This window comes from Amycolatopsis sp. NPDC114484, assembly GCF_055633755.1.
Map to the genome: position 1 here is coordinate 78620 of NZ_JBVKDQ010000021.1, position 26205 is coordinate 104824.

Genomic DNA, 26205 nt, shown 5'->3' on the forward strand with positions numbered 1-26205 from the left:
GTCCGGCGGGATTCGGGCGGATGAGCACAGTGGACGAACTGTCGGGCAATGGCAGGTCGCGACCCTCACTCACGAGTCAGCTTCGGTCGAACTGCCGCACCTTCGACGCGTCGCGGCGCGCCGGAGCCCGGCCGATCGGCTGGACCGGCGCGGGGCCCGGGTCCAGCTTCGGGATCGGCAGCTCCACCGGCTCCTCGGCCACGGTGAACCGCTCGCCGTGGTGGACCAGGTCCAGCGGCGGCCCGTTGAGCACCTGATACGTCGCCGCGCCGGGCCGGATCGACACCTGGAACCGGGTTTCGCGGAAGGCGAGGCGGAAGGTGAGGCCGCCGAGTTCGTCCGGCAGCCGCGGCGCGAACGACAGCTGGCCGCCGTAATCGCGCAGGCCGCCGAACCCGGCCACCGCGGCCTGCCAGGCACCGGCCAGCGACGCCATGTGCAGGCCGTTGCGGACGTTGTTGTGCACGTCGTGCAGGTCGGTGAGCGCGGCTTCGGCGAGGTAGTCGTAGGCCAGCCGCAGGTGCCCGACCTCTGCCGCGATGACGGCTTGGGTGCCGGCGGAGAGGGAGGAGTCGCGGACGGTCCGTGCTTCGTAGTAGGCGAAGTCGCGGGCTTTCTCCTCCGGGCTGAACGAATCGCCGCAGAGGTGCAGGGCCAGCACGAGATCCGCCTGCTTGACGACCTGCTTGCGGTACAGGTCGAAGTACGGGTAGTTCAGCAGCAGCGGGTAGAAATCCTCGTCGGTGGCGGCGAAGTCCCACTCGTCGTGCTGCAGGAAGCCTTCCGACTGCGGGTGCACGCCGAGTTCCTGGTCGTAGGGCAGCGCCATCGCCTCCGCCGCGGCGAGCCAGGAATCGATCTCGACACTGTCCACGTCGAACCGTTCGGCGACGTCCGGATGCCTCCGGCACACCTCCGCCGCGGCGAGCAAGTTCTTGCGCGCCATCAGGTTCGTGTAGACGTTGTTGTCCGCCACCGCGGAGTACTCGTCAGGTCCGGTGACGCCGTCGATGCGGAAGTGCCCGTGGTGGTCGAAATGCCCGAGAGACGCCCACAGCCGCCCGGTCTCCAGCAGCAGTTCCGCGCCGCAGGTGCGCTCGAAATGCTCGTCCTGGGTGGCGTTGACGTAGCGCACGACGGCGTCGGCGATGTCCGCGCTCACGTGGAACGCCGCGGTGCCGGCGGGCCAGTACGCGGAGCATTCGGCGCCGTTGACGGACCGCCACGGGAACGCCGCGCCGCGCAGGCCGAGCTGGGTCGCGCGTTCTTTCGCTTTGTCTATGGTGGAGTGTCGCCAGCCGAGGGCGTCGCGGGCGGCGTCCGGCATCGTGTACGTCAGGACCGGCAGCACGAAGGTCTCGCTGTCCCAGAACGCGTGCCCGTCGTACCCCGGCCCGGTGAGCCCTTTCCCGGCGATGGCGCGGGTTTCGCCGCGGGCGCCGGCCTGCAGGAGGTGGAAGAGCGCGAACCGGACGGCCTGCTGGAGTTCCGGATCGCCGTCGATCTCGATGTCGGAGGTGGCCCAGAAGTCGTCGAGGAACCGGCGCTGCTCGGCGGCCAGGCCCTTCCAGCCGGTCTGCCGGGCGCCGGCGAGCGCGGCTTCGACCTGCGCGCGCAGCGCCGGGGCGGAGCGTTGCGCGGACCAGCCGTAGGCGAGGAACTTGGTGACCCGCAGCCGTCCGCCCTTGGGCACGTCGACCGCGGCGGTGAGCCGGGCGAGGTCCTCCTCGGCGTGGATGCGGGTCCGCAGGCCGTCGTCGACCTCGATCTTGTGGTCCATCGCGGCGGCGACCCGCAGCCCGGACATCCGGGTCCGGTGCACCAGCACCGCCTGATAGCCCGCGGCGTGGCTGAACTCGCCGACCAGCGGCGCGTCGAGCGCGGCCGCCACGCGCGGGTCGTGGGTGTCGGACTCGACCGGTTCGTTGGCCAGCAGATCGGACTGCACCACCAGCTGCAGATCCTCGTCCAGCGGTTCGACCTCGTAACGGATCGCGGCGACCGCGCGCTGGGTGAACGACACCAGCCGCTCGGTCGTCACCCGCACCCGCCGCCCCGTCGGGGACGACCACTCGGTGACACGGCGCAGCGTGCCGCGACGGAAGTCGAGCACCCGGTCGTGCGCGGTCGCGATCCCGTAGCGCATGTCCAGCGGCTCGTCCTCCACCAGCAGCCGGATGATCTTGCCGTCCGTCACGTTGACGACGGTCTGGCCCTCCTCCGGATAGCCGTAACCCCCCTCCGCGTAAGGAAGCTCGTGCTGCTCGTAGAAACCGTTGAGATACGTGCCGGGCAGCCCGCGCGGCTCGCCCTCCTCAAGGGTGCCCCGCAGTCCGATGTGCCCGTTCGACACCGCGAAAGCAGACTCGGTGCGCTGCAACGCATCCACGTCGAGGCCGCGCCAGCGCAGCTCCCACGGGGAGCATTCGTAACCGGATTCCGTCACTTGTCCTCCAGCAGGTCGGCGAGGTCGTCCACCACGACGTCGGCGCCGTGCGCGCGCAGGGCGTCCGCCTGGTTCTCGCGGTTCACGCCCACGACGTAACCGAAGCCGCCGGCTTTGCCTGCTTGGACGCCGGATTGTGCGTCCTCGAACACTGCCGCCTGCTTCGGGTCCACCCCGAGTTCCTTGGCCCCGGCCAGGAACGAATCGGGCGCTGGCTTGCCTTTCAGGTGGTCGCGGCGGATGACCAGGCCGTCGACGCGGGCTTCCACGAAGCGGGAGAGGTCTGCTGCGTCGAGGACCTTGGCTCCGTTCGCCGACGAGGTCACTACGGCGATCCTGAGTCCGGCTTCCTTCGCTGCTTCCAGGTAGCGCACGGAACCCTGGTACGGGTTTACGCCGCGTTCGTCGATGATTTTCAGGACGAGTTCGTTCTTGCGGTTGCCGATGCCGTTCACGGTCGGCGCGTCGACGGCGTCGTCCGGGGTGCCTTCGGGGAGTTCGATTCCGCGTGAGCGAAGGAATTCCCGGACGCCGTCGGCCCTTGGGCGGCCGTCTACGTAGGTCGCGTAGTCGGCGTCGGTGAATTCTTGGAAGTCGGCGGCGTCGCGGGTGTGGAGGTATTCGTCGAACGTCCGTTTCCACGCCTCGCGGTGGAGCACGGCCGTCCCGGTCAGTACGCCGTCCAGGTCGAAGAGGCAGGCGGTGATGGTGTCGGGCAGTCCGATCATGCCTGCAACGTACCGGTCGGGGGGCGGGTGGGCTCGTCGCCTGGCGGCGACATTGCGCCTCGCTTGGTTGCGTGGGGCACCCCGAAGCTTGATTGTGCTGACGGTTCGGGGGTGCGGGGGAGGGCTGGGCGCCTCATGGGTGGGGTGCGTTGGTGGCGGTTTAGGGCTGTGAGGGGAACCCTGAGGGAATCAGATTCCGTGAGGGTTCCCCTCACGGAATGTCAGGCGGCGCCTACGCGGCGGTCGAAGACCAGGCGTTCGGCGGCGCGCAGGCCGACGCTGATCGCGCCGGTGAGGACGCCGTCGTCGCCTAGTTCGCCTTGCACCACAGTCGTTGTGAGCGGGGTGAACGCGCGGAGCGCCCGGTCGATCGGTTCCAGCAGCAGATCCGCCGCCGTTCCGACGCCGCCGCCTAGCACGATCAGTTCGGGGTCGATCACGGCGGCCACCGAAGCGACTGTGTACGCGAGCCGGTCGGCCTCCGCGGACACCGCGCGCTGCGCCAATTCGTCACCCTCTCGGGCGAGGCGGAAGACTTCGCGCGCGGATCTCGCTGTGCCCAGGCCGAGTTCGCGGGCACCTCGGACCACCGACTGTGCGGCGGTGGCTTCCTCCAGGTGTCCGCGCGCGGGCGGTTCGCTGGGTTCGTCGGCGACGTGCGTGCGGCCGTAAGGCAGGTAGCCGATCTCACCCGCGGCTCCGGTGGCTCCGCGGAAAACCCGGCCGTCGACCATGAGTCCCATGCCGACGCCGGTGCCGATGGTGATGCAGCCGACCACCGAAGCCCCCCGCGCGGCGCCGCTTTCCCATTCGCCGACCGCGGTGAGGTTCGCGTCGTTCTCCACGACCAGCTCCGGCCCGAGAACCTGCTCCAGGTCGTCGAGCAGGCCGGGGCGGCCCCAGCCGGGCAGGTTCGGCGCGTGCCGGAAGCAGCGTTTCACCGGGTCCGCCACGCCGGGGGAGCCCAGCACGCGGACCACGATGTCGTCGTTCGTCAGGCCCGCCTCGGCCACGATGTCCGCGGCCAGTTTGCCCAGCGCGGAGATCAGCGCGCTGCCGGAGCGGGCCGTGTTGCGCACGTCGCGCCGGGCGACCGTGGTGCGGCCGAGATCGGCGACCGCGACCCGGATGTGCTCGCGGCCGATGTCCAGGCCCAGCACGTATCCCGCGGTCGGGTCCGCCTCGTAGAGCACTGCCGAGCGGCCGGTGCCGGTGGACGTGTGCCCGGTCGCCCGCGCGAGCCCGGCGGCCTCCAGCGCCAGCAGCGCCTGGCTCACCGTGGGCTTCGACAGCCCGGTGTCCTTCGCCACCTGCGGCCGCGTCGCGGGCCCGCCGCGGCGCAGCAGGTCGAGCACCGCCCGCTGGTTGATCATGCGCATCCCGGCCGGGGTGCCGACCGGTGGTGTACCCGACCCTGCCACCTGCTGAGTTTCCTTCCCGTTCGGACTTCCGTCCTGCCACGGTAACCGGATTCGCCCCGCTTTGGCAGGAAAGTTTCTTTTCTTCCGGCTCGGGAGGGGCAGGCGGAGGTCTCAGTCCGACGATACGGGCTGAGCGCGCGGAACCCGGGGACGGCGCGCAGAGTTCGCCCTCCGCTGGTTGACGGCTCAGGCGTCGGGCAGCCAGTTGCCGTGGAAGCCGGCGGGCACGCGGCCGGGCAGATGGACGGTCGCGACCGGATCCGCCTCGATGTCCTGCGCGTCGAGCACCACCAAGTCGCTGCGGTCGTTCGGTCCGTCGTAGACGTACGTGAGCAGCCAGCCGGCGCCGCCCGGACGGTCGTCCGCCGGAACGAACGCCGCCTCGCCCGGGATGTGTCCTTCCGGGAACAGATGCTCGCGCGCGGCGTTCGTGCGCAGGTCATAGCGACGGAGCACGAGCGGGCCCTCCGGACTGTGCCGTCCGGTCACGTGCCCGAAGCGAGCGTCCAGCCCGGCGAGCCGGTCGTCGATGCGCGGGAACTCGCCCTCGCGGTCGTCGACGAGATCCTCGGACACCGTGCCCGCGCGCGGGTCGATCGTCCACCGCCACAACACGCCCTTGGGATCGGGGACACCGGGCCGGTACAGGTGCTCGTACCGCACGACGTGCACCACGATCCGGCCGTCGGCGGTGTCGTGCGCGTTGAGGGTGTGGAAGACGTAACACGGATCGACCTCGAACCAGCGCACGCCGTCCTCCGGACGGTCACGGCTGAGCAGGCCGAGCCGCGCGCCGTACGTGTCGCTCCACCGGAACGGCATGCCGCCGTCGGACGCGTGGTCGAACACCACTGGCAGGTCGAAGAACACCGCGTGCCGCCGGGTGAGCGCGAAGTCGTGCATCATCGTCAGGCCGGGCACGTCGATCGGCTGGCGCAGCACGAGTTCCCCGGCGGCGTCGGCGCGGTAATAGCTCACGTGCGGGGCGGTGACGCTGCCGTAGCCGAAGAAATGCAACTCGCCGGTTTCCGGGCAGATCTTGGGATGCGCGGTCATCGAATCGGCGAGCTTGCCGTCGAAATCGTAGACGCCGACGGTGTCGAGATCGGTCGTGATTTCGTATGGCAGCGAGGATTCCACGAGCGCGAGCGTGCGTCCCGCGTGATTGACGACGTGGGTGTTGGCGACGCTCCGCCGGAGATTTCTGGTTCCGTCGGCGTTGTAGAGCGCCGGATTAGAGAGGTCGAAGCTCTCGGTGCGCACCCAGCGGTTGCGATACCAAGCCGCGCGGCCGTTTTCGAGCCGTACGCCGTGCACCATTCCGTCGCCGGTGAACCAATGCGCGCTGTCCTGCCGCGGGTTCGGCCCGTTGCGCAGATACCAGCCGGTGAGCTCGGGCGGCAGCGCACCGCTGACCGGCAGGTCGTAGGCAGTGAGTTCGTCGTGGACCGGGGCGTAGTGGCCCTTGAGGTGGAAATCTGTGGTGGTCATTGATTCACGCTTTCTGGGCGCGAGCCCGGACGAGGCGCGGATAGCGGATGGTGAACGAGATCGGAATCGCGAAGCCGAGCACCTTGAGAACGATCAACGCGACAGTGGCGTGCGGCGCGAAATGCAGCAGTACGGCTTCGGCGATCCCGGCGACCGTGAAGCTGGCCGCCCAGACAGCGGTGATGACGACGTTGACCCGGCGGAACACCGCCGTCGCGGCGATTTCCGGCGGGACCATGGTTTTCGCGATCCCGAGCGTGAACGGCCGCTTCGCGGCGATCGAACCCCAGGCGGTCAGCGCCAGCCAGAAATCGGTGAGCGCGCCGACGTAGTCCCTGAGCGGCGAGGCCGGGTCGCTGAACGACCAGATCGAAAGCGCCACGAAGAAAACGACCGCGGAGACCTCGATGAACAGGGTGTCCCAGCCCTTGCCGCGCCGGCGTTCGAGCAGGAGCAGCCCGCCCGCGAGCACCAGCCCGGTCAGCCCGGACCACCGCCAGTCGGCCTGGGTGGACACGACCGCGAAGGCGATCCACGGAAGGAAACTCTTCAGGTAGTTCATCGGTGCCCCTCGCTCACATTCCTATGCTGACAGGTCAAAGCTAGAACGTGCGGACTGGACATGTCAATAGTGGAAGGTAGGGTGGGCGCATGACTTTGCGACACGCGGTGCTGGGGCTGCTCGCCACTGCCCCTGGAAGCGGCTACGACCTGCTGAAACGCTTCGAAACGGCGATGTCGAGCGTCTGGACGGCCACGCAGAGCCAGCTGTACGGGGAACTGGGCAAGCTCGAGGGCGCCGACCTGATCGAGGTGTCCGCCGAGGGCCCGCGCGGGCGCAAGGAGTACGCGATCACCGACGCCGGGCGGTCGGAATTGCGCAAGTGGCTGCTGGAGGAGAGGCCGCCGGCCGCGCGGCGGAACGAGATGCTGCTGCGGGTGTACTTCCTGGGCGAGGTCACGCCGGAGGAGGCCCGCGGATTTCTGCGCAGGCACGGTGCTTTCGCCGAGGGGCTGGTCGACGAACTGGCGGCGATCGACGCGTCAGTGGACTGGGACGACAGCGACCCGTCGCTGTACGGCCGCCTCGCGCTGGAATGGGGCAAACGGTACGCGGCGATGGAACGGGATTGGGCGGAGTGGGCGGCGGAGACGATCCGCGCGGCCCGCGGCTGATCATGACCGGCAGCCAGGCCCGCCACTGCGGCGACGATGCCGTATTCGCGCAAGACCTTAGGGACGAGGGCGAGCCGGAGGCCGAGTTCAATCCCGGCATCGCCGCGCGGTTTCCGCGCAAGAACGCGGCCGCCGGCGTCCTCGCCCGCGACGAACACGGCCGGATCCTGTTCGTCTGCCCGACCTACAAGCCGTTCCTGGAGATTCCCGGCGGTTTGGTCGAAGACGACGAGTCACCGCTGGCGGCGTGCCGTCGAGAGGTCCGCGAAGAACTCGGCATCGACCTGACGGTGGGGCGTCTTCTCCTCGTTGACTGGCTGCCTTCGCACGGCGTTTGGCGGGACAGCCTCCAGTTCATTTTCGACGGCGGTGTGCTGAACCGCGAGCAGATCGGTGCCATTCGCCTGCCAGGGGAAGAGCTGAGCCGGTTCGAGTTCCTGGGACTTGAGGCCGCGCGCCCGCGATTGCGGCCGTCCAAGGCGCGGCGAGTCGCTCTGGCATGTCAAGCGTTTCTGGACGGGGAGACCGTTTACGGCGAGTTCGGCCGGAGGCTCGGGTAGTCCGCGCTTCCGGCCGAGTCACCTGGTTTCATCCGTCAGAAGAGCGCTTCCAGAGATTGATTCCCTCTTCGACCGCGTACTGGTCGATTTCCGCCAGCTCCTCGTCGGTGAACGAGAGATTCCCCAGCGCGGCCACGTTGTCCTCCAGCTGCTTCACGCTGCTGGCCCCGATCACGAGCGACGTCATCCGCGGATCCCGCAACGCCCAGGCCAGCGCCAGCTGCGCCAGCGTCTGCCCCCGCCGCTCAGCGATCTCGCCGAGCGCCCGGATCTTGCCGAGCTTCTCCTCGGTGATCGTGTCCGGATTCAGCGACTTCCCTTGCGCCGCGCGGGAATCCGAAGGCACCCCGGAAAGGTACTTGTTCGTCAGCAACCCCTGCGCCAGCGGCGAAAACGCGATGCACCCGGCCCCGGCCTGCTCCAGCGTCCCGAGCAAATCGTCCGCCTCGGTCCAGCGATTGAACATCGAATACGACGGCTGGTGAATCAGCAACGGCGTACCCAGTTCCCGCAGCAGCTGCGCGGCCTCCGCGGTCCGCGCGGAGTTGTAGGACGAGATCCCGACATACAGCGCCTTGCCCGAGCGGACCGCCCGGTCGAGCGCCCCGACGGTCTCCTCCAGCGGCGTCTCCGGGTCGAACCGGTGCGAGTAGAAGATGTCGACGTAGTCCAGCCCCATCCGCCCCAGCGACTGGTCGAGGCTGGCCAGCAGGTACTTGCGCGAACCCCACTCGCCGTACGGACCGGGCCACATGTCGTAGCCGGCCTTGGTCGAGACGATCAGCTCGTCCCGGTACGGCTTCAGGTCGCTCGCCAGCAGCCGGCCGAAGTTCTCCTCGGCGCTGCCGTAGGGCGGGCCGTAGTTGTTGGCCAGGTCGAAATGCGTGATGCCCAGGTCAAAGGCCCGCCGGACGATGTCGCGCTGGACGGTGAGCGGGCGGTCGTTCCCGAAGTTGTGCCACAGTCCGAGCGAGATCGCGGGCAGCTTCAGTCCGCTGCGCCCGCAGCGGCGGTAGGGCATCGAGTCGTAACGGGCATCAGCGGCAGCGTAAGTCACGCCGCGATGCTAGCCCGGGAGGCGTCGCCGGGGCCCGTGCACGGTGGGTGACATCCAGGTTGGTGCTCTAAATCCGGTTTTGCGCGGGATATCCTATTCGGCTATGTATCCCGGAGCTGGAACCGCCGCGCGATGATCTCCGCGACCCCGAACACCGGCAAGCTGACCGGCGGTGACCTGGCCGCGACCCTGGACCTGCCCGGTCGCGAAACGATTGGTGGACCAGGTCATTCCGAGCTTGCCGTGACCGGTTCCGGCGCTCGCCTCGCGAACCGGCTGCCGCGGCGCACGGGGTTCCGTCGAAGAGAAGGCGAACGCTCGTAACGGTGGTCTGCGGCAACGTAGTTCACCGCCCGACGCTAACGGCTGCCCGGGCGGCTCTCAGCTCACCCGGGCAGCCGCGGTTCACAGTGCGCCGAGGCCGTTCGGCGTGCCGAGCCCGGTCGGCGCGTCGTAGCCCTTGCCCGCGGTGCACAGGTAGTCGCCACCGCAGTCCCAGTGCGCGTTGCTGCCGGCGGTGACGTCGTTGAGCGCCGAAGCGTGCTGGTAGACGTACTGCGCGGACGAGAGTGCCGCTGAGTTGCCCTTGAGCGCGATCATCGCGGCGATGATCGGCGACGACGCGCTCGTCCCGCCCGCTGTACCCCAGCTGCCCTGGTCGTAGACCGCGACGCCGGTCGCCGGATCGGCGACCGCCGCGAGATCCGCTTCGGTGCGGCCCCCGCAGCGCGTGTCCTTCTGCCACGTGGGTTTGGCGGTGTACGCGGAACAACCTGAGCCGCTTCCGCGCCATGCCGTCTCGCTCCAGCCGCGGGCGTTGGACGCCTTCTTCAGCGACGTCCCGCCGACGGCGAGGACGGTGGACAGCGTGGCCGGCCAGCTGGCCTGCCGGTAGCCGCGGTCGCCGGTGGACGCGGTGACCGCGACGCCAGGATGGCTGAACGCGGCGGCGTAGGGTTCGTTTCCGCTGGTCTCGTCGCCGCCCCAGCTGTTGGACACCGCGACCGCGCCGGACGTCGTGGCGGTCTTCTCCGCGGCCGCCATCGCCGCGGTGCTGGCGTCGTCGGCTTCCACGAGTTCGATCCGGCAGTCGGGGCAGACCGCCGAGATCATGTCGAGGTCGAGCGAGATCTCCGAACTCCAGCCCTCGTCGGCTTTCGGCAGCGGGGCGGTTTCGCCGCGGCCGTTCACCTTCTTGAAGCAGCCGTTGGCGGTTGTGCATTCCGGGAGCCCGTAGGCCTTGCGATAGACGGCGAGGTCGGCTTCGGCGGCCGGATCGTCAAAGGCGTCCACGATGGCGACTGTCCGGCCTTTTCCGCCTGACGCGGGCAGCTTGTAAGCAGACAGGAAATCCGTGCGGGACAATCCGTCCGGAAGTGCTTTCGCCTGGGCGGATTTGAGGACGTAACAGCCGACGTGACCAGGTTCCGGCGTGGGGCAGGCGGCGCGGGTGCCCGGCGGAGTGTCCGAAGTGGACGTCGAGCTCGTCGCGATCCCGTTCGGCGCGTTGACCAGTGCTGCCTTGTCGACGGTTTCGTCCACAGTGGAACCGTTCGTGTCTTGGCCGCGCAGCTTGATCGAGAGGTAGCCGGGATTGGCGCCGGCGGGAACGGTGAACGCGGCTCGCGCGTGGTGTGCGTCCGGACGGGTGAGGGCGGTGTTCTGCCAGGTTTTGCCTCCGTCGAAGGAGACTTGCGCGCTCGCGGCGGTGACCTTGCCGCCATGGAAGGCGATCGTCATCGCGGCCGCACCGGGGGCGAGGGAGTTGTGCCGGTCAGTGCCGAAGTCCGCGCTCGCCCACAGTAAACCGACCGGAGTGGACGACTTCGTGGTAGCGGAGTCGAAACCCCAGGAAATCGTGGAATGGTCGGACAACGCGGTCCGGGCATCACTGTGGCTCGCGTCCATTGTGTACACATAGCGGTGCTTCCCGGAAGCCGCCTTCTGGTCGAAGACGTAACCGAGAATGCCGCCGGAGTAGATCTTCTTGCCGTCCTCGGTCAGCGTGGCGGTGCCGTCGCTCCATTGGCCGAGCGCGCCGCCGAAGTCCGCGTCCATCGCACCGGCTTCGTGCAGGGTGTCGCCTTCGCGGCAGAGGTAGCAGGAACCGTCGTAGGTCAACGGCGCGGGCGCGATAAGCCCGGTGCGCCAGTTCAGCGTGGTGTGCTGGCCGGCGGCCGGGGTCAGGGAACGCTGCAGTTCGCCCTCGATCGAACCGTCGCCGAGGTCCGGTCGCATCAAGGTCTGATATCCCTCACCGGCCGGGACGTTCGTGTACAGAGTGTCCGAGGTGGGCGCGTTCCGTTCGAAGTACGGCAGGTCCGGCGGATACGGATTGTCCGGGCCTTCGTTCGGAATCGTCCACTGGTCCCACGCGATCAGATGTTGAGAGGGCTGATCTGTCGGATAGTTGATGTCCACAGTGGACATCTTCGACGACTCGATGGCGTACGCCTGGTTCGCCGGAATGTGGTCGGTTTTGGGCAGGCCGAAGAGATACCGGTACGTCGGCGACACCGATCGAGCGGAAACGGAGAAGGAGAGCTTGCCGGTAACCGCCTTGCCCGCGCTGCCGACGTAAAGCGGGACATCGCCGAGCGCGCCGATGTTCAGCGCGGAGACTTTCGTGCTGCTGCCGCGTTCCCAGCCGACGGTGATCGCGTCGGGGGTGCTCGGCCGCGGGGTGGCGAGGGTGACCCGCTGCGCTTTGCGGCCGTCGAGCGAGACTTCGGCCCCGGTGCTCGGCACGGTGACCTCGGTCTGGCTGAGCAACTCGGTGTCGGTCGCGTTGCCGTCGGCGTCGGTGTTGAAGACGGCGACCGCGACACCGTAATGACCGGTTGGCAGCTGGATCTTGGCCTCTCCGCCGAGCAGCAGCCCGTCCCAGGTGGCGCGGGCCGGATCGTCGGCGTTGACCACGAGGATCTCGGCCGCGGCGACCGGTTTGCCCGCGTGGTCGAGCGCTTTCACGTCCAGCAGGCCTTGCGGGTAGTGCGGCTGCGCGGCGGCAGCGGGGGCTTGGCCTAGCCGGTATCCGTCCAAAGAGGACAGATGGCGCAGCTGCCCGGCGGGGACGACGGTGTGCTGTCCGTTCACCGTCGAGGTGAACGCCAGCGGCGAATGTCCGGGAGCGGGCAGGAAATGCGGGACGCCGTCGTGGACGAGCACGTGGTCGCCGCTGGGCAGGGCATAGGTGTGGTCTCTAACGCTTGAGGATGGCGGGGCGGCAGTGGCCGCCGGGGCGCTGGGCGGGGAGGCGACGGCGAACGCCAGCGAGGCAGCCGTCAGAGAGATGACGAAACGCAAGTCCGACTCCGTTTCGGGGCAAGGGACGGGACTCTCTGCGGCGTGCTCCCAGCTTTCTGGCCGGGGGATGCCTTGTCAACCCATACATCGGATGACTATTCGCCGCATTGGGGACAATCACGGCAGGTGCGGTCTCTTCAGGGAGATAGGTCCGATGTCCGGTCGGTGGTATCCGACTTGCTGGTCCCGGCCAGTACAGTGCGGGTGAGCGATTGCTTAGGAGGCGACGTGGGCACCGGGTTCTTCTCGTCCGTCGACGATGTGTCGGCGCAGCTGGCCGAGGCCGGGTATCTCGCGTCGACCGCGGTCGCGACCACGGTGTTCCTCGCCGACCGGCTGGGGAAGCCGCTGCTGGTCGAGGGGCCGGCCGGGGTCGGCAAGACCGCGCTGGCCACGGCGGTCGCCGAGGTCACCGGCTCACGGCTCGTGCGATTGCAGTGCTACGAAGGCATCGACGAGGCCCGCGCGCTGTACGAGTGGAACCACGCGAAGCAGCTGCTGCGGATCACCGCGGGCCGCGACGAGACGTGGGACGAGGCGCGCACCGACATTTTCGGCGAGGAGTTCCTGCTTCGCCGCCCGCTGCTCACCGCGATCTCCGGCACGGAGCCGACCGTGCTGCTGATCGACGAAACGGACAAGGCCGACGTCGAGATCGAGGGTCTGCTGCTGGAGGTGCTCGGCGATTTCCAGGTGACGGTGCCCGAACTCGGCACCATCACCGCGACGCAGCAGCCGTTCGTGGTGCTGACGTCGAACGCGACGCGCGAGCTGTCCGAGGCGCTGCGGCGGCGGTGCCTGTTCCTGCACATCGATTTCCCGGACGAGGACCTCGAACGCGAGATCGTCCGGCTGAAGGTGCCCGGGATCGAGGCCGCGCTGGCCGATTCGGTGGTGCGGGTGATCGCCGCGCTGCGGGCGATGGACCTGCGGAAACTGCCGTCGGTGGCGGAGACCGTCGACTGGGCGCGCACGTTGCTGGAGCTGGGCGCGGGCGCGCTCGACGAGCGGGTGGTGCGCGAAAGCCTCGGCGTTGTGCTGAAGCATCAGGACGACATCGCGAAGGCCGGGGCCGGGCTGAGTCTCGACCAGGTGCTGGACGCGTCGTGACCGCCGCGCCGGGCCTGACCGGGCGGCTCGCCGAGTTCGTGCGGGCCTTGCGGGCACAAGGCATCCCGGCCGGTCCGGGCGAGACGGCCGACGCGGCGGCCGCGCTGGAGATGCTCGGCCTGGACGACCGCGAGCTGGTCCGCGAAGGGCTTGCCGCCGCGCTGGTCCGCCGGGGCGGGCAGCGGACGGTGTTCGACGCCGCCTTCGACCTGTACTTCCCGGCCGGGGTCGGCGCTCCGGAGCTGGCGCGCGAAAACCCGCCGCAGGACCGGGCGGAACTGCGGGAAGCGCTCGCCGCCGCCCTGGCCGAGGGCGACGACCAGGCGTTGGACCAGCTAGCCGGAATCGCCGTGGACCTGCTGGGCCAATACGGCGTCGGAACCGGCCCGGGCGGCGGGTACTCCGCGCACCAGACGCTGGACCGCCTGCAGCCGCAGACGCTCATCGCCCAGGTGCTCGCCGCGATGCGCGCCTCCGGCACGCCGGACGAGTTCACCGACCGGCTCACCCGCGACGAAATCCGCCGCCGCGTCGAGGGTTTCCGCGGCCGGGTGCGTACCGAGGCGCGCCGCCGAGCCGCCGAACTCCGGGGCCGCGAACGGATCGCCAAGCACGCGATCGCCCCCGCCGCGGATCGCGTCGACTTCCTCATCGCCAGCCGCACGCAATTGACCGAACTGCGGCGCACCATCCAGCCGCTGTCCCGCAAACTCGCCACCAGGCTTGCCGCGCGCCGCAAGCGCACCACTCGCGGCCGGATCGACTTGCGCCGAACGCTGCGTCGTTCACTCTCTACTGGCGGCGTGCCCTTGCGTCCAGCCTACCGGCATCGGCGCCCCGGCCGCCCGGAAATCATCCTCCTGTGCGATCTTTCCGGTTCGGTAGCGGGTTTCGCGAACTTCACGATGCTGTTGGTGCAAGCGCTGCGGGACCAGTTCAGCAAGATTCGCGTCTTCGGTTTCGTCGACAGCACCGACGAGGTAACGCACCTCGTCGACACCGGTGCCGCCGATCCCGAACAACTGGGCGCGCGAATGCTCAGCGAAGCGGCGGTAGTCCGCTGGGACGGCCACAGCGATTACGGCCGCGCGCTGGGTCAGTTCACTTCGCACTGGTTAGACGCCGTCGGCCCGCGAACGTCAGTCCTCATCCTGGGCGACGCCCGAACGAACGGCGGCGACCCGAATCTCGACGCCGTCCGCGCGATCCGGTCCCGCGCGCGGCACGTTCATTGGCTGAACCCCGAACGCCGATCCCTGTGGGGGACCGGCGATTCGGCCGCGCCGGACTACGCGGAGCTGGTGGAGATGCACGAATGCCGGACCGCGCAACAGCTGGGCGTGCTGGTCACGCGCCTTCTGCCGACCTGAGCCAGCCGTCAATCTCTTTATGCAGCAACGTTTTCGCTTCCTCGGGTGCGAACGATGCGGTCACTGCGTTGCTTGCCAGCTTAGCCAACATCGTGTCGTCGTAACCAAAAACCTCGCGCGCACGGGTGAATTCGCCGGTGATCGTGGTGCCGGTGACGTCCGGGACATCCGTGTTGAGCGTGACTCGCAACCCCGCCTCGACCAACCGGGGCAGCGGGTGTTCCGGGAGCGTCGGAACCAACCCGAGCGCGACGTTCGACGAGGGACACACCTCAAGCGCGATCCCGCTCTCCGCGGTGCGAACGGTCAGATCCGGGTCCTCCAGGATGCGGATCCCGTGCCCGATGCGCTCGGCTCCGCCGATTTCGATCGCCTCACGGATGCTGTCCGGCCCGGCGTCCTCGCCCGCGTGGTGAATGAGGTGCAACCCAGCCTCCCTCGCCCGGACGAACACCTCCCGAAACGGGGTTAGCGAGTACTTTTCCTCGCCAGCCATCCCGATCCCGATGATCTCTTCGTGCCGCTTGGCCAGCTCCAGCGTCTTCTCGGCGCGCTCGATCGACCTCCGCCGCGAGTGGTCGAGGATCAGCCGCCATTGCAGCCCTTGCTCTTTCCCGCCTTCGGACAGTCCTTTAAGGACTGAAGCGAGGGGAAGCTCGAGATCCCCGACCCGTTCCCCGTGCGAGGCGGCGGTGAACGTAACCTCGACGTACCGGGTCCCCTGAGCGGCTTCGTCCGCACAGAACTCGCGCGCGATCCGCTCGAAGTCCTCGGCTTTCTGGAGGCACGATCGAGTGAGACTGTTGCGATCGGCGAACGCCCGGAACCCTTCGAACGCTGCGGGCTTCTCTGGCAGCTGGATGCCGTGGACAGCCGCGAGCTCCTTGAGCGTACCGGGACGAATGGTGCTCTCGAGGTGGACGTGGAGGTGCACCTTGGGAAGGGCCGAAAGATCGCGCACGCGTGGATGATGCCTGCTGCGCGCGCCCCCTGTCACCCAGGTTTCGCCGGGAACCCTCGGGGGTTGGGTGACGTTGGGGTAGGTGACGGAGGATTCCGCAGGGGAAGGGACTTTGCGAGATGGCTTTGATGAAGAAACTCACCGTGCTGGCCGGTGCCGCGAGCGCGGTGTCGTACGTGCGGAAGAACCCACAGAAGGTCAACGAGGCGGTGGGCAAGGCGGCGCGTTTCGTAGACGAGAAGACCAACGGCCGGTACCACTCGCAGATCTCGGGAGCGGTGCGGAAGGTCGCGGATACGACCCGTCCTCGGACGGCTGAGTGAGGCCTGGTCCTGACTGGATGCTAGAGGGTGGGCTCGCGGGCTTGGGGCGGGTGACCGGGGCTCGCGGGCCGAAGCATGCTGCGTCGACGGCGGGGCGGGACGAGTGATCGGTTTCGAGACTGGTCGGTTTCAGGGCTGAGCAGTTGCGGGGCCGGGGGCGCGGGGCGCGGCCAGTTGCGGCTGGTCTTGGCTGATCATTTTCCGTGTCGCCGGGTCGGCACAGTTCCGGTGCGGCTGAACGCCTCGGTTGATCTGCGTAACCCGGTCGCTTTGCTTCGCCTGGCGCACCGGCCTCGGCAACGCCGAGATTTCCCGCGCACTGGAAATCAGCCTCCCTGTCGAGCCTTGGCTGGCCATTCCGCCCAGCTCGGTTTGCCGACTTTGCGTCGGCTTCCGGTGCTAAAATCGAGCCGCTCGCTCTGCGTTGGCTCCAATTGCCGTGCGCGACTCGGCTCGGTGAGTGTTCCTGGTCAGGCAACTCCGGTCCAGATTGTCGTGCGCGACTCACCTCGGCGAGCGTCCCCGGCCAAGCAACTCCGGCCGCAGCTGTCGCGCGCGACTCGGCCCGGCGAGTGTGCCCGGCAGGACAACCCCGGCCCTGCCGTCCGCAACCCGGCCCGGCGAGCGTGCCCAGCCAAGCAACCGGCCCCAACTCCGCCCAGCCTCACTCCTCGGCCAGCGTTGCCAGCACTCCCTCCCCGTACTTGGCCAGCTTGCTCTCGCCCACTCCGCTCACCGTGCCCAGTGCGTCGAGCGTTGTCGGCATCAGCGTGGCGATTTGGCGCAGCGTGGCGTCGTGGAAGATCACGTATGCCGGGACGCCCTGTTCCTTCGCCGTGGCCCCGCGCCAGGCGCGCAGGCGCTCGAACACCGGGGCCGCTTCCGCGGGCATGTCGACTGGGGCGGCGGCCGGCGTGCGGCGGGACGTTCGCGGGGCTCGCGGTGCGCGTTCGGGTTCGCGGCGCAGCTGTACTTCTAGGGAGCCGTTCAGCACCGCGGTCGAACCTTCGGTCAGTACCAGCGATCCGTAATCCCCTTCGACCGCAAGCAGGTTGCGCGCCAGCAGCTGCCGCACTACCGCGCGCCACTCCGGTTCGCGCAGTTCGGTGCCGATGCCGAAGACCTTCAGCGTGTCGTGCTGGAACTGGGTGACCTTCGGGGTCGTCTTGCCCAGCAGGATGTCGATGATCTGGCCGGCGCCGAACTTCTGCCGCCGTTCGTTGCGCAGACGGACCACTGTGGACAGCAGTTTCTGTGCGGGAATGGTGCCGTCCCAGCGTTCCGGCGGGGTAAGGCAGGTGTCGCAGTTCCCGCACGCCTGGCCGGACTGCCCGAAGTAAGCGAGGATCTGCGTGCGCCGGCATTCGACCGTTTCGCAGAGCGCCAGCATCGCGTTCAGGTGCTGGGCCTGCAGACGACGGTGCATCTCGTCGCCCTCGGAATTGTCGATCATTTTGCGCTGCTGCACCACGTCTTGCAGCCCGTACGCGAGCCAGGCGGTGGACGGCTGCCCGTCGCGGCCCGCGCGGCCGGTTTCCTGGTAGTAGCCTTCCACGGACTTCGGCAGGTCCAGGTGCGCGACAAACCGGACGTCCGGTTTGTCGATGCCCATGCCGAACGCGATCGTGGCGACCACGACGAGCCCTTCCTCGCGCAGGAACCTCGATTGGTTCGCCGCGCGGGTCGACTTGTCGAGCCCGGCGTGGTACGGCAGCGCCGGGATTCCGTTCTGCACCAGGAAATCCGCTGTCTTCTCCACCGACGCGCGGGACAGGCAGTAGACGATTCCGGCGTCGCCCTGGTGCTCGGTGCGCAGGAGGTCGAGCAGCTGTTTCTGCGGTGAGTTCTTCGGCACGATCCGGTACTGGATGTTCGGCCGGTCGAAGCTCGCGACGAAATGCTTCGCGTCGTCCAGGCCGAGCCGCTGCGAGATTTCCTTGTGCGTGGCCTCGGTCGCGGTGGCGGTGAGCGCGATCCGGGGCACGTCCGGCCAGCGTTCGTGCAGCGACGACAGCATCAGGTAATCCGGCCGGAAATCGTGGCCCCACTGGGAGACGCAGTGTGCCTCGTCGATCGCGAACAGCGCGATTTTGCCGCGGTCGAGCAGGCGCACGGTGGATTCGACCGACAGCCGTTCGGGCGCGAGGTAGAGCAGGTCCAGTTCGCCCGCGACGAACGCGTTCTCGACCTCCTGCCGCTGCGCGAAATCCTGGGTGGAGTTGAGGAATCCGGCGCGCACGCCGACGTTGCGCAGCGCGTCGACCTGATCCTGCATCAGCGCGATGAGCGGCGAGATCACCACGCCGACGCCCGGCCGCACCAGCGACGGGATCTGGTAGCACAGCGATTTCCCGCCGCCGGTGGGCATGAGCACCAGCGCGTCGCCGCCGGAGATCACGTGCTCGACGATCTCCGCCTGGTCGCCGCGGAACGCGTCGTAGCCGAAGACGCGCTGCAAGGTCTCGAGAGCGGGGGAACGGGTGGCCTGCTCGGCCAGGTCGGGGTGCGCCACGCGGCCGATTCTAGGGCGGCGGGCCGTCCGGGCGAGCCTGCCCCGCCGGGTTCGGCGCGAGAGTCCCCCTCGCACCGGTCGTTTCCGGGCGCCGCGGCGGGTCTGGTCGCACAGGGTGAACAGCAAGGCGACTGGTGACAGCCGGGATGACGGGACCCTTCGCGCGACCCTCGTGACAGACCGTGCCGAGTCGGCCGTCCCAGTGCCGTTCGCGTGCGGTCCGGAGGCGCACAATGGGATCCGTGGCTTTTCCGATCAATGACCTGACCGGGTACTTCTCCGGCGAATGGCAGCTCGCGCGCGAAATCGTCGACGTCGACGGGGCACCGATGGGAGAGGCGAGCGGCCGCGCGACGTTCACCTTCGACGACGGGGTGCTTGTCTACCGCGAGTCGGGAGAGCTGCAGCTCGGAGCGCATCGCGGACCGTTCGTCCGGACGCTGCACTACCGGTCGGCCGACGGTTCGCGTGCCGCGGTGCACTTCGACCACGGCGGGTTTTTCCACGATCTGGACCTGGCGACCGGGGAGTGGACGGCCGATCACCCCTGTGCTGCCGACTGGTACCGAGGGGCGTACCGCGTGCTCGACGATCGCCGGTGGGAACAGGAATGGGTCGTGACCGGGCCGGCCAAGGACCATGTGATCACCAGCCGGTTCACCCGCGTGGACAGCTGACCCTCGATCATGATTCCGCGCTGTCTCGCAAAAAAGCGGCGGATATCGAAGCGAGCGTCCCGCGTGGACTACTTGCGCCGGTTGCGCAGGATCACCAGCAGAACCACTATCGCGGAGACCGCGCAGGCGGCGGTGATCACCATGCCCGCCCAGGCGGGAATCGCGATACCGGCGATGTTGTCGAAGCCGGGCAGGGCGCGGGGCGCGGTGATCGCCACTGGGCCCTCCGTTCGCGTCGTCGGCGTGCAGATCGCTTTCGCGCCGGATTTTACCCGACACGGGGCGAAGCTGTCAGGTCCGAAGTGGACGGTCCCGGTCACCGCGGGTGATGGGCGGGTTTTCCCGTGCTGAAGCCGGTTCCGCGGGCGCGAGTGGACCCCTTGTGCCCGCTGGAGTCACGATGCTGGGCAGCGGCGGATCTTCGGGGCATGATCGAGGCAAGCGCACGACGACGGAAGAGGAGCGCGAGATGAAGGTGGCCGATCTGCTCGTGGACGGATTCGGCCGGGTGCGGGAAGTGGTGCACCAGGCAGTCGACGGGCTGACCGCGGAGCAGCTGGCGGCGCGACCCGGCCCGGAGGCCAACTCGATCGGCTGGCTGGTCTGGCATCTGGCGAGGGTGCAGGACGACCATGTCGCCGACGCCGCGGGCACCGACCAGCTCTGGACGGCAGCGGACTGGCGCGAGAAATTCGACCTGCCGTTCCCGGCCGGCGACATCGGCTACGGGCACAGCAGCGAGGACGTGGCCCAGGTGCGGCCCGAGTCGCCGGATTTGCTCACCGGCTACTACGACGCCGTGCACGAGCACACGGTGTCCTGGGTGGCTGGCCTGGACGCGGCGGCGCTGGACCGCGTGGTCGACGAAGGCTGGGACCCGCCGGTGACGCTGGGAGTGCGGCTGGTCAGCGTGTTGTCTGACGACCTCCAGCACGCGGGACAGGCCGCCTACGTGAGGGGGTTGCTGCTGGGGTGACGATGCTGGGCGGCTGACGTGCCGGGTGAGTGACGCGGCGGGCGAGTGTGGAGTCGGGCGGCCTGACGAGCCGGGCGAGGCGACTGGCGCGCTGGGCGACTGGCGCGCTGGGCGACTGGCGCGCTGGACGACTGGCGTTTTGGGCGGCCCTGACGCGCTGGGGCAGCTGGCGTGCTGGGCAACCTGACGTGCTGGGCAACCTGACGTGCTGGGCGAGTGATGCTCGGGGCGACCGACGTGCCGGGCGACCGATGTGCCGGGCGAGTGACCGGTCTCGCTCGGACGGTGGCGGTTGGCTGCGGAAGCGGAGTGCCGGACTGTCGTCGGCAGGTGAGGCGGTGCGGTTTGTGGCGGTGTGTAGCGGAAGGTGGTGGGTAGCGGAAGGCAAGGCCTGGGCGGCGAGTCACGGTTGGGGAGAACCGGGCGGACTGGGGCAGCCGGCGTGGTGCACCCGCGCGGCGCGTGGTGCCGTTCCGCGGGCGACTCTCGGCGCTGCACGCAGTGAAACTCGCAGCGCTGAAACTCGCAGCGCTGAAACTCGCAGCGCTGACACCGGCAGCGTTGAAACCTCTCAGTGCTGCGCGCGTTGAGCCTCTGGGAAACCTCAGTTGCCGCGAAGGTCGCTCGTACCCGTTCCCGTGTCGCGAGGCCTCACCCGTACTCCGTTCCCCGGTGGTCCGGCAGCCGCCGTGGGCCGGGGCCGTCTTGGCCTAGTTGGTCGTTCGGGTTGGCCAGGCGGCATTTGGCCAGGGACATGCAGCCGCAGCCGATGCAGTCGTTCAGTTGGTCCCGGAGTTGTTCCAGCTGGCGGATGCGCTGGTCCAGGTCGGAGCGCCAGCAGGACGAGATGCGGGACCAGTCGGCGCGGGTCGGGGTCCGGTCGTCCGGCAGGAGTGCCAGCACCTCGCGGATCTGCGCCAGCGGCATGCCCACTCGCTGCGACATGCGGATGAACGTGACCCGCCGGAGGGCGTCGCGGCGGTAGCGGCGCTGGTTGCCCGCGGTGCGCCTGCTGCGGATCAGGTTTTCGTCCTCGTAGAACCGCAGGGCCGACGCTGGTACGCCGCTGCGGTGGGAGAGTTCGCCCACGGTCAGTTCGGGCAGCTCCGTCTTCGCCATACGCTCAGCATAACTTGACTTAAAGGGAGGTTGAAGTTCGAGACTCCTTCCGGAGGCGGGAAACCTGTTCCGCCCCGGGAAAAAGGAGAAAAACGTGTCCGAAGCTCCCGTCCGGCTCGCTGTGCTCGTCGGCAGCGCCAGGGAAGGGCGGTTCGCCCCCACGGTCGTGCGCTGGTTCGCCCGCCAGGCCGACCGGCACGGCGGGTTCGCGGTCGACGTCGTCGACGTCGCCGAGATCTCGTTGCCGCTCGCCATGAACGGAGAGGGGGCCGCGCCCGTCGCCGCCCGGCTCGAGGCGGCGGACGCGTTCGTCGTGGTCACGCCGGAGTACAACCACAGTTACCCGGCCGCGCTCAAGAACGTCCTCGACTGGTTCCGCGGCGAATGGCACGCCAAGCCGGTCGCCTTCGTGTCCTACGGCGGGATTTCCGGCGGGCTGCGCGCGGTCGAGCACCTCCGTCCGGTCTTCGCTGAGCTGCACGCGGTCACCATCCGCGAGACCGTGAGCTTCCACGGGGTGCACGGCCGGTTCGGGGAGGACGGCGAACCGGTCGACCCGAGCGTCGAGACCGCGGCGAAGGCGTTGCTTGACCAGCTCGAATGGTGGGCCCGCGCGTTGCAGGACGCTCGGTTGGTGCGGGCTTATCCGGCGTAACCGGGCTGCGGAATGGCGCGGGTCGCGCATGTGCCGCTTGGGTGAGCGCTGAGTCGGGGGCGCTGCGGGAAGCCTGTTAGCTGCGGGAAGCCGGTTGACGGTGCGGCTGCCGTGGGGCTGGACCGTTGTCCGGCACGGCTCTCCGTCCGCGGAACGGGGGAGGCCGGAGCATGTTCCGAGCCGACGCTGCTTTGGGACGGTGAAGAGCCGACGCTGTCCTGGTGCGGCGACCAGTTGAGGCTGCCTTGGGCGGCGAGGAGCTGACGCTATCTTGGTGCGGCGAGGAGCTGACGCTGTCTGGGGACGGCGACCAGCCGATGCTGGCTTGACGCAGCGAAGAACTCCCGCTGGCTTCGCGCAGTGAGGATCCGATGCCTTCTTGCGGCGGTGAAGAGCCGAGACCGTCCTGAATCGAGTGAATCCGCCGAAGCGGCTCAACGCTCCACTGTGGAACCACGCAGCCCTGGTGCATGGTCCGGCCGACATCGGCGAGCTGAGCAGTATCTCCGGGGCGCTGTCGCAAACCAGTGCTGGCAAGCGACACCGCCCCGGAGGCCGAAAGCTCAACCGGCGTAACTGTCCACAGTAGACCTCCGCGCAAAGGCAGGCGCATGCTCCGGCCGCAACCCAACTCCACCCAGATAAGCCGTGACCCCGGAAAGCGCCGGAAACCGTTGCAGTGCCCGCATCGGCGCGGGCAAGCGGTCCAGGGTCCCGGCGAGCGCCGGGCGGAGCAGCATTTCGTGTTCGCCCTTCTGGCTGGACTGCACCGCGACAGTCGGCAGCAATCGGCGGCGGCGTACGGCGGCCAGGCGGGACACCGGGATCTCCCCGTGCCGCAACGGTTTCGCGAGAAGGCGTGCGGTGGCGACGGCGTCCTGCACGGCCAGGTTCACCCCGACACCGCCCACCGGCGACATTGGGTGTGCTGCGTCCCCGATGCACAGCGCGCCCGGTGCGTGCCACTGTGGCAGGAGGCCCATGGTCACTTCGAGCAGCTTGACGTCGTCCCAGGAACGCACGGCGGACAGTTGCGCGGGGGTCCAGCCGAACAACTCGCCGAGCCGCGAGCGGAATCCGTCGATCGGGCCGGAACGCAGGGCGGCGTCTTGGCCGCGGGGGATGAGATACGAGGTCTGGTAGTAATCGCCGCGGTCCATGGTCACCGAGGCGTATCCGGGGCCGAACCGGGCGAACACCCCCTGTTCGCCCGGTCCGGCTTTCGGCACCCGCACCTGCCAGACGTCCATCGGGACCTCTGTCTCCCGCAGTGCGAGGCCGAGTTCTCGGCGTACCGTCGACCAGCGTCCGTCGCAGCCGACCGTGAGGGGGGCGGCTAGTTCGCGGTCCGTGCCGGTGTCGTCGCGGTAGCGGACTCCGGTGACGCGTCCGCCTTCTCGGCGCAGCGAAACGACGGACGCGCCCATGCGCAGGGAGAATTTCGGCTCGGCGGCACCGGCTTCGGCCAGCAGGCCAAGGAATTCGGCTTGCGGGACCATCGCGATGTGCCGGTGCGGGCCGCGCAGTCTGCTGAAGTCGGCGGCTACCACGGTTTCCCCGCCGATGTTCATCTTCATCCGTTCCAGGACCGAACGGGACAGGGCGGCGAACTGCGTGCCAAGGCCCAGTTCGTCCAGCAGCCGCAGGGTCGACGGGTGCACGGTGTCGCCGCGGAAGTCGCGCAGGAAGTCCCGGTGCTTCTCCAGCACCACCACCTCGACCCCGGCCCGCGCCAGCAGCAGGCCCAGCATCACGCCGGCCGGGCCGCCCCCGGCGACCACGCATCCGGTCCGTTCCATCGGGACCTCCAATCTTAGAGACTCTCTAAGTTTAGAGTAACGCTAAGATCCATGCCATGACCGGGTTGCGGGAAGAGAAGAAGCGGCGGACCCGCCAGGCGCTGATCGAGGCCGCGCTCACGCTGTTCGACGAGCAGGGCTACGACGGCACGACCGTCGCCGAGATCTCCGCGCGGGCGAAGGTCTCCCCGGCGACGTTTTTCAACTACTTCGCCACCAAAGAGGACGTCGTCTTCGCTGACCAGCATCTTTACGACGAGGTGGTGGACGGGGTGTTCGCCGCGGCGAAGCCCGGCGAGCAGGTCGCCGAGCTCGTGACCCGGACCGTGCACGCGCTGGCGACGGCGGACGCGTGGAGTTTCCCGCTGGACCATCCGCTCACCGAGGTGCGCACCCGGCTGCTCGCCGCGGTGCCCGCGTTGCGCGCGGGATATCTGCTGCGCAACGCCATAGTGGGCGATCGGTGGGCGGAGAAGCTCTACAAGACCTGCGCGCCGCAGCTGGATCGGGTCGAGGCCGCCGCGTTGACCGGCGCGGTGCTGGGCGCGCTGGAGGCGGCGTTGCGGCAGGCACCGGACGGAAGCAACGCGACGGAAGTCGTCCTGGCGACCGTCGACCGGGTCGTGCACGGGTTTCTGCCCAAGACGAAAAGCTAGTTGCAGTAAAGGGATTCGAGCTTCGTGTCCGAGGCGACCACGGTGATCCCCTTGCCGATCGACTGCCCGGAAGCCGCCAGCGACGCGGACACCGTGCAGACCACCTGCTGCAGGCCGATCGGGTAGAGCAGTTTCATCGATTCGGAGACGGTCACGGTCACCGGCTGGGCCGAAGTGTCGACCGTGACGTGCCTGCCGGGCGAGAGCATCGAGTAGAAACCCTCTTGTTCTTCGACGCGCGTCGGGCCGCCGAACAGTTCCGTCAGCACCGTCGTGGGGGTCGCGTCCCTCGCCCAGGCGCGCTGCACCGGGCTGAGCTGTCCCGCGTAGACGAAGTAGAGCGTGATTTGCGGACGCGGCGTGCCCAGCTGGAATCCGCCGGGCGCTTCGCCCGCGGGGACCACTCCGGTCGGCTGGACGCCGCAACCGGCGAGGAGCAGGACGGAAATCAGCGCGAGGAAGAGCCGGGGAAGTTTCATCGCTCCTCCTGCGCGGCGCGGGGCAGCCGGAGCGTGAACCGCGCCCCGTCGCCGGTGTTTTCCGCTTCGATGTCGCCGCCGTGCAGCCGGGCGTTCTCCAGCGCGATCGACAATCCGAGGCCGCTGCCGTCGGACCGGGCCCGCGAGGTGTCGGCCTTGGCGAAGCGGTCGAACACCTTCGGCAGCACCTCCTCGGGGATCCCCGGGCCGTGGTCGGTGACAGTCAAGGAGACGGTCGTGTCGTCAGCGCTCAGCCCGATTTCGACTGGCGGAGCGCCGTGGTGCAGGGCGTTGCCGACGAGATTCGCGATGACCAGGTCGAGCCGTCGCGGGTCGGCGGGCACGGGGACGCTGGGCAGATCGGCCGCCACGGAGCCGGTCCAGCCCCGGGCGGCGAGGCTGTTCGTCACCGCCTCGGCCAGGTCGACCTCTTCGACCCGCAGCTCGGCCCGTCCGGCGTCGAAGCGGGAGATCTCGACCAGGTCCTGCACGAGCCGGGTCAGCCGGCGCGTTTCGGACGACACCAGCCGCGCGGCCACGGCGGTGTCCGAGGGCAGCTGGTCGGCGTCCTCGTCGAGGACGTCGGTGACCACGTTCATCGCCGCCAGCGGCGTGCGCAGTTCGTGGGAGACGTCCGCGACGAACCGGCGCGCGTCGGCCTCCATCTCGCGCAGCGAGCCGACGGTGCGTTCCAGCTCCGCCGCGGTGTGGTTGAACGTGGTGACCAGCTGGGCCAGTTCGTCGGAACCCTTGGCGGGCAGGCGCACGTCGAGCTGCCCGTCGCCGAGTTTGCGGGCCGCCGAGTTCAGCGCGCGCACCGGCTGCAGCACCTGCCGCGCGGCCAGCAGCGCCAGCGCGACCGCGATCGGCAGGGCCAGCGCGGTCATCTGCCACGCGCGCGTCGCCAGCTGCTCGATCGCGGCCTGCTGGGCGGCCAGCGGCACCGTTTTGTAGACCTCGATGCCGGTGTGTTCCCCCTTCGCCGCGCCGTAGCGCAGCAGCGGCATCCCGATGTAGAGCACCGGACGCCCGCCCTCGACGACCCGCTGGAACTGGATGCTGGTCCCGCCCGCGACCGCGGTGCGCAGCCCGGCGGGCAGCTCCGCCGGATTCAGCCCGACGCGCGAATGCAGCGACCCGAACACCACGGTCGTGACGCCTTTGAGCGAACTCGCCATGTTGTCGAGCTGCCGCTGGTCGGGCGGGAGCGTCAGCTGCGGCAGGTACGTCCTGACCTCGTCGCGCAGCTGCACCATCGCCGGGTCCTGCACGCCGGCCAGGATCGTGTTGCGCGCGGACACGTAGCTCGCGCCCGCCGCCGCGCCCGCGCCGACCAGGGTCATCGCCGCGAACGCCAGCACCAGCCGCAGACGCAGCCCGGAA

Annotated in this window: 23 protein-coding genes; 9 read left to right on the forward strand and 14 right to left on the reverse strand. The window is 69.0% G+C overall.

From position 1 onward, the window contains the following. Positions 1-76: 76 nt before the first annotated feature. The 5 genes from ACZ7SW_RS36495 to ACZ7SW_RS36515 all read right to left on the reverse strand — a co-directional run bounded on the left by ACZ7SW_RS36495 (position 77) and on the right by ACZ7SW_RS36515 (position 6648). A complete protein-coding gene (locus ACZ7SW_RS36495; protein ID WP_470234920.1) occupies positions 77-2446 on the reverse strand; it encodes a glycoside hydrolase family 65 protein in 2370 nt (789 codons plus the stop codon). Next, entirely contained in the window at positions 2443-3174 is a 732-nt protein-coding gene (locus tag ACZ7SW_RS36500; protein ID WP_470234921.1) for an HAD family hydrolase, read from the reverse strand. Before ACZ7SW_RS36500 ends, ACZ7SW_RS36495 begins: the two co-directional genes overlap by 4 nt. A gap of 221 nt (positions 3175-3395) precedes the next feature. Continuing rightward, positions 3396-4553 (reverse strand): ROK family transcriptional regulator, encoded by a 1158-nt coding sequence (locus ACZ7SW_RS36505; RefSeq protein WP_470234970.1) that lies wholly within the window; start codon positions 4551-4553, stop codon positions 3396-3398. Between the two features lie 228 nt (positions 4554-4781). Then, entirely contained in the window at positions 4782-6086 is a 1305-nt protein-coding gene (locus tag ACZ7SW_RS36510) for a carotenoid oxygenase family protein (protein ID WP_470234922.1), read from the reverse strand. 4 nt (positions 6087-6090) lie between these two features. Continuing rightward, positions 6091-6648, reverse strand: coding sequence for a hypothetical protein (locus ACZ7SW_RS36515; protein WP_470234923.1), 558 nt, complete (start codon positions 6646-6648; stop codon positions 6091-6093). A gap of 89 nt (positions 6649-6737) precedes the next feature. On the opposite strand from ACZ7SW_RS36515, the gene ACZ7SW_RS36520 reads away from it, so the two are divergent. Both ACZ7SW_RS36520 and ACZ7SW_RS36525 read left to right on the forward strand, forming a co-directional pair. Then, positions 6738-7262 carry a PadR family transcriptional regulator gene (locus ACZ7SW_RS36520; protein WP_470234924.1) on the forward strand — a complete coding sequence of 175 codons (525 nt, stop codon included), beginning with the start codon at positions 6738-6740 and terminating at the stop codon, positions 7260-7262. Continuing rightward, entirely contained in the window at positions 7226-7822 is a 597-nt protein-coding gene (locus ACZ7SW_RS36525; protein ID WP_470234971.1) for an NUDIX domain-containing protein, read from the forward strand. The genes ACZ7SW_RS36520 and ACZ7SW_RS36525 overlap by 37 nt, the downstream gene beginning before the upstream one ends. A gap of 28 nt (positions 7823-7850) precedes the next feature. Here the strand turns inward: ACZ7SW_RS36525 and mgrA are convergent, their stop codons facing one another. Together mgrA and ACZ7SW_RS36535 are read right to left on the reverse strand one after the other, a co-directional pair. Continuing rightward, a complete protein-coding gene (mgrA, locus tag ACZ7SW_RS36530; RefSeq protein ID WP_470234925.1) occupies positions 7851-8879 on the reverse strand; it encodes an L-glyceraldehyde 3-phosphate reductase in 1029 nt (342 codons plus the stop codon). Positions 8880-9284: 405 nt separating this feature from the next. Further along, positions 9285-12185, reverse strand: coding sequence for a S53 family peptidase (locus tag ACZ7SW_RS36535; RefSeq protein ID WP_470234926.1), 2901 nt, complete (start codon positions 12183-12185; stop codon positions 9285-9287). Between the two features lie 228 nt (positions 12186-12413). Here ACZ7SW_RS36535 and ACZ7SW_RS36540 point away from each other — a divergent pair, with 228 nt between their 5' ends. Continuing rightward, on the forward strand, positions 12414-13295 hold the full coding sequence (locus tag ACZ7SW_RS36540) for an AAA family ATPase (RefSeq protein WP_116203827.1): 882 nt from the start codon (positions 12414-12416) through the stop codon (positions 13293-13295). Beyond that, complete coding sequence (locus ACZ7SW_RS36545) at positions 13292-14665, forward strand: vWA domain-containing protein (RefSeq protein WP_470234927.1); 1374 nt, start codon at positions 13292-13294, stop codon at positions 14663-14665. Before ACZ7SW_RS36540 ends, ACZ7SW_RS36545 begins: the two co-directional genes overlap by 4 nt. On the opposite strand, the gene add is transcribed toward ACZ7SW_RS36545, so the two are convergent. Further along, on the reverse strand, positions 14643-15626 hold the full coding sequence (add, locus tag ACZ7SW_RS36550) for an adenosine deaminase (RefSeq protein ID WP_470234928.1): 984 nt from the start codon (positions 15624-15626) through the stop codon (positions 14643-14645). The two genes, ACZ7SW_RS36545 and add, sit on opposite strands and share 23 nt — an antisense overlap. 119 nt (positions 15627-15745) lie before the next feature. On the opposite strand from add, the gene ACZ7SW_RS36555 reads away from it, so the two are divergent. Beyond that, on the forward strand, positions 15746-15949 hold the full coding sequence (locus ACZ7SW_RS36555) for an antitoxin (RefSeq protein WP_378406111.1): 204 nt from the start codon (positions 15746-15748) through the stop codon (positions 15947-15949). Positions 15950-16613: 664 nt separating this feature from the next. Here the strand turns inward: ACZ7SW_RS36555 and recQ are convergent. Beyond that, a complete protein-coding gene (gene recQ / locus ACZ7SW_RS36560) occupies positions 16614-18461 on the reverse strand; it encodes a DNA helicase RecQ (RefSeq protein ID WP_470234929.1) in 1848 nt (615 codons plus the stop codon). A gap of 242 nt (positions 18462-18703) precedes the next feature. On the opposite strand from recQ, the gene ACZ7SW_RS36565 reads away from it, so the two are divergent. Next, positions 18704-19138 carry a DUF6314 family protein gene (locus ACZ7SW_RS36565; protein ID WP_470234930.1) on the forward strand — a complete coding sequence of 145 codons (435 nt, stop codon included), beginning with the start codon at positions 18704-18706 and terminating at the stop codon, positions 19136-19138. 68 nt (positions 19139-19206) lie between these two features. On the opposite strand, the gene ACZ7SW_RS36570 is transcribed toward ACZ7SW_RS36565, so the two are convergent. Next, on the reverse strand, positions 19207-19356 hold the full coding sequence (locus tag ACZ7SW_RS36570) for a hypothetical protein (RefSeq protein WP_344284989.1): 150 nt from the start codon (positions 19354-19356) through the stop codon (positions 19207-19209). 251 nt (positions 19357-19607) lie between these two features. Between ACZ7SW_RS36570 and ACZ7SW_RS36575 the strand changes: the two genes are divergently transcribed. Then, positions 19608-20114: a mycothiol transferase gene (locus ACZ7SW_RS36575; RefSeq protein ID WP_470234972.1), complete on the forward strand. Its 507-nt coding sequence runs from the start codon at positions 19608-19610 to the stop codon at positions 20112-20114. Between the two features lie 651 nt (positions 20115-20765). On the opposite strand, the gene soxR is transcribed toward ACZ7SW_RS36575, so the two are convergent. Next, a complete protein-coding gene (gene soxR / locus ACZ7SW_RS36580; protein WP_470234931.1) occupies positions 20766-21233 on the reverse strand; it encodes a redox-sensitive transcriptional activator SoxR in 468 nt (155 codons plus the stop codon). Between the two features lie 94 nt (positions 21234-21327). On the opposite strand from soxR, the gene ACZ7SW_RS36585 reads away from it, so the two are divergent. Further along, a complete protein-coding gene (locus ACZ7SW_RS36585; RefSeq protein WP_470234932.1) occupies positions 21328-21888 on the forward strand; it encodes an NADPH-dependent FMN reductase in 561 nt (186 codons plus the stop codon). Positions 21889-22451: 563 nt separating this feature from the next. Here ACZ7SW_RS36585 and ACZ7SW_RS36590 read toward each other — a convergent pair. Further along, on the reverse strand, positions 22452-23687 hold the full coding sequence (locus tag ACZ7SW_RS36590; protein ID WP_470234933.1) for an FAD-dependent oxidoreductase: 1236 nt from the start codon (positions 23685-23687) through the stop codon (positions 22452-22454). A gap of 56 nt (positions 23688-23743) precedes the next feature. Between ACZ7SW_RS36590 and ACZ7SW_RS36595 the strand changes: the two genes are divergently transcribed. Beyond that, positions 23744-24343 (forward strand): TetR/AcrR family transcriptional regulator, encoded by a 600-nt coding sequence (locus ACZ7SW_RS36595; RefSeq protein WP_470234934.1) that lies wholly within the window; start codon positions 23744-23746, stop codon positions 24341-24343. Here the strand turns inward: ACZ7SW_RS36595 and ACZ7SW_RS36600 are convergent. Both ACZ7SW_RS36600 and ACZ7SW_RS36605 read right to left on the reverse strand, forming a co-directional pair. Continuing rightward, a complete protein-coding gene (locus tag ACZ7SW_RS36600; protein ID WP_470234935.1) occupies positions 24340-24822 on the reverse strand; it encodes a hypothetical protein in 483 nt (160 codons plus the stop codon). The two genes, ACZ7SW_RS36595 and ACZ7SW_RS36600, sit on opposite strands and share 4 nt — an antisense overlap. After that, positions 24819-26165 (reverse strand): ATP-binding protein, encoded by a 1347-nt coding sequence (locus ACZ7SW_RS36605; protein ID WP_470234973.1) that lies wholly within the window; start codon positions 26163-26165, stop codon positions 24819-24821. Before ACZ7SW_RS36605 ends, ACZ7SW_RS36600 begins: the two co-directional genes overlap by 4 nt. Between the last annotated feature and the right edge of the window lie 40 nt (positions 26166-26205).

Bases quoted from the DNA above. Each gene is read 5' to 3' on its own strand.
- ACZ7SW_RS36605 (WP_470234973.1), bottom strand. From the start codon at position 26,165: ATGACCCTGGTCGGCGCGGGCGCGGCGGCGGGCGCGAGCTACGTGTCC.
- ACZ7SW_RS36575 (WP_470234972.1), top strand. From the start codon at position 19,608: ATGAAGGTGGCCGATCTGCTCGTGGACGGATTCGGCCGGGTGCGGGAA.
- ACZ7SW_RS36505 (WP_470234970.1), bottom strand. From the start codon at position 4,553: ATGCGCATGATCAACCAGCGGGCGGTGCTCGACCTGCTGCGCCGCGGC.
- soxR (WP_470234931.1), bottom strand. From the start codon at position 21,233: ATGGCGAAGACGGAGCTGCCCGAACTGACCGTGGGCGAACTCTCCCAC.
- ACZ7SW_RS36600 (WP_470234935.1), bottom strand. From the start codon at position 24,822: ATGAAACTTCCCCGGCTCTTCCTCGCGCTGATTTCCGTCCTGCTCCTC.
- ACZ7SW_RS36510 (WP_470234922.1), bottom strand. From the start codon at position 6,086: ATGACCACCACAGATTTCCACCTCAAGGGCCACTACGCCCCGGTCCAC.
- ACZ7SW_RS36555 (WP_378406111.1), top strand. From the start codon at position 15,746: ATGGCTTTGATGAAGAAACTCACCGTGCTGGCCGGTGCCGCGAGCGCG.
- ACZ7SW_RS36515 (WP_470234923.1), bottom strand. From the start codon at position 6,648: ATGAACTACCTGAAGAGTTTCCTTCCGTGGATCGCCTTCGCGGTCGTG.
- ACZ7SW_RS36595 (WP_470234934.1), top strand. From the start codon at position 23,744: ATGACCGGGTTGCGGGAAGAGAAGAAGCGGCGGACCCGCCAGGCGCTG.
- ACZ7SW_RS36590 (WP_470234933.1), bottom strand. From the start codon at position 23,687: ATGGAACGGACCGGATGCGTGGTCGCCGGGGGCGGCCCGGCCGGCGTG.
- ACZ7SW_RS36500 (WP_470234921.1), bottom strand. From the start codon at position 3,174: ATGATCGGACTGCCCGACACCATCACCGCCTGCCTCTTCGACCTGGAC.
- ACZ7SW_RS36520 (WP_470234924.1), top strand. From the start codon at position 6,738: ATGACTTTGCGACACGCGGTGCTGGGGCTGCTCGCCACTGCCCCTGGA.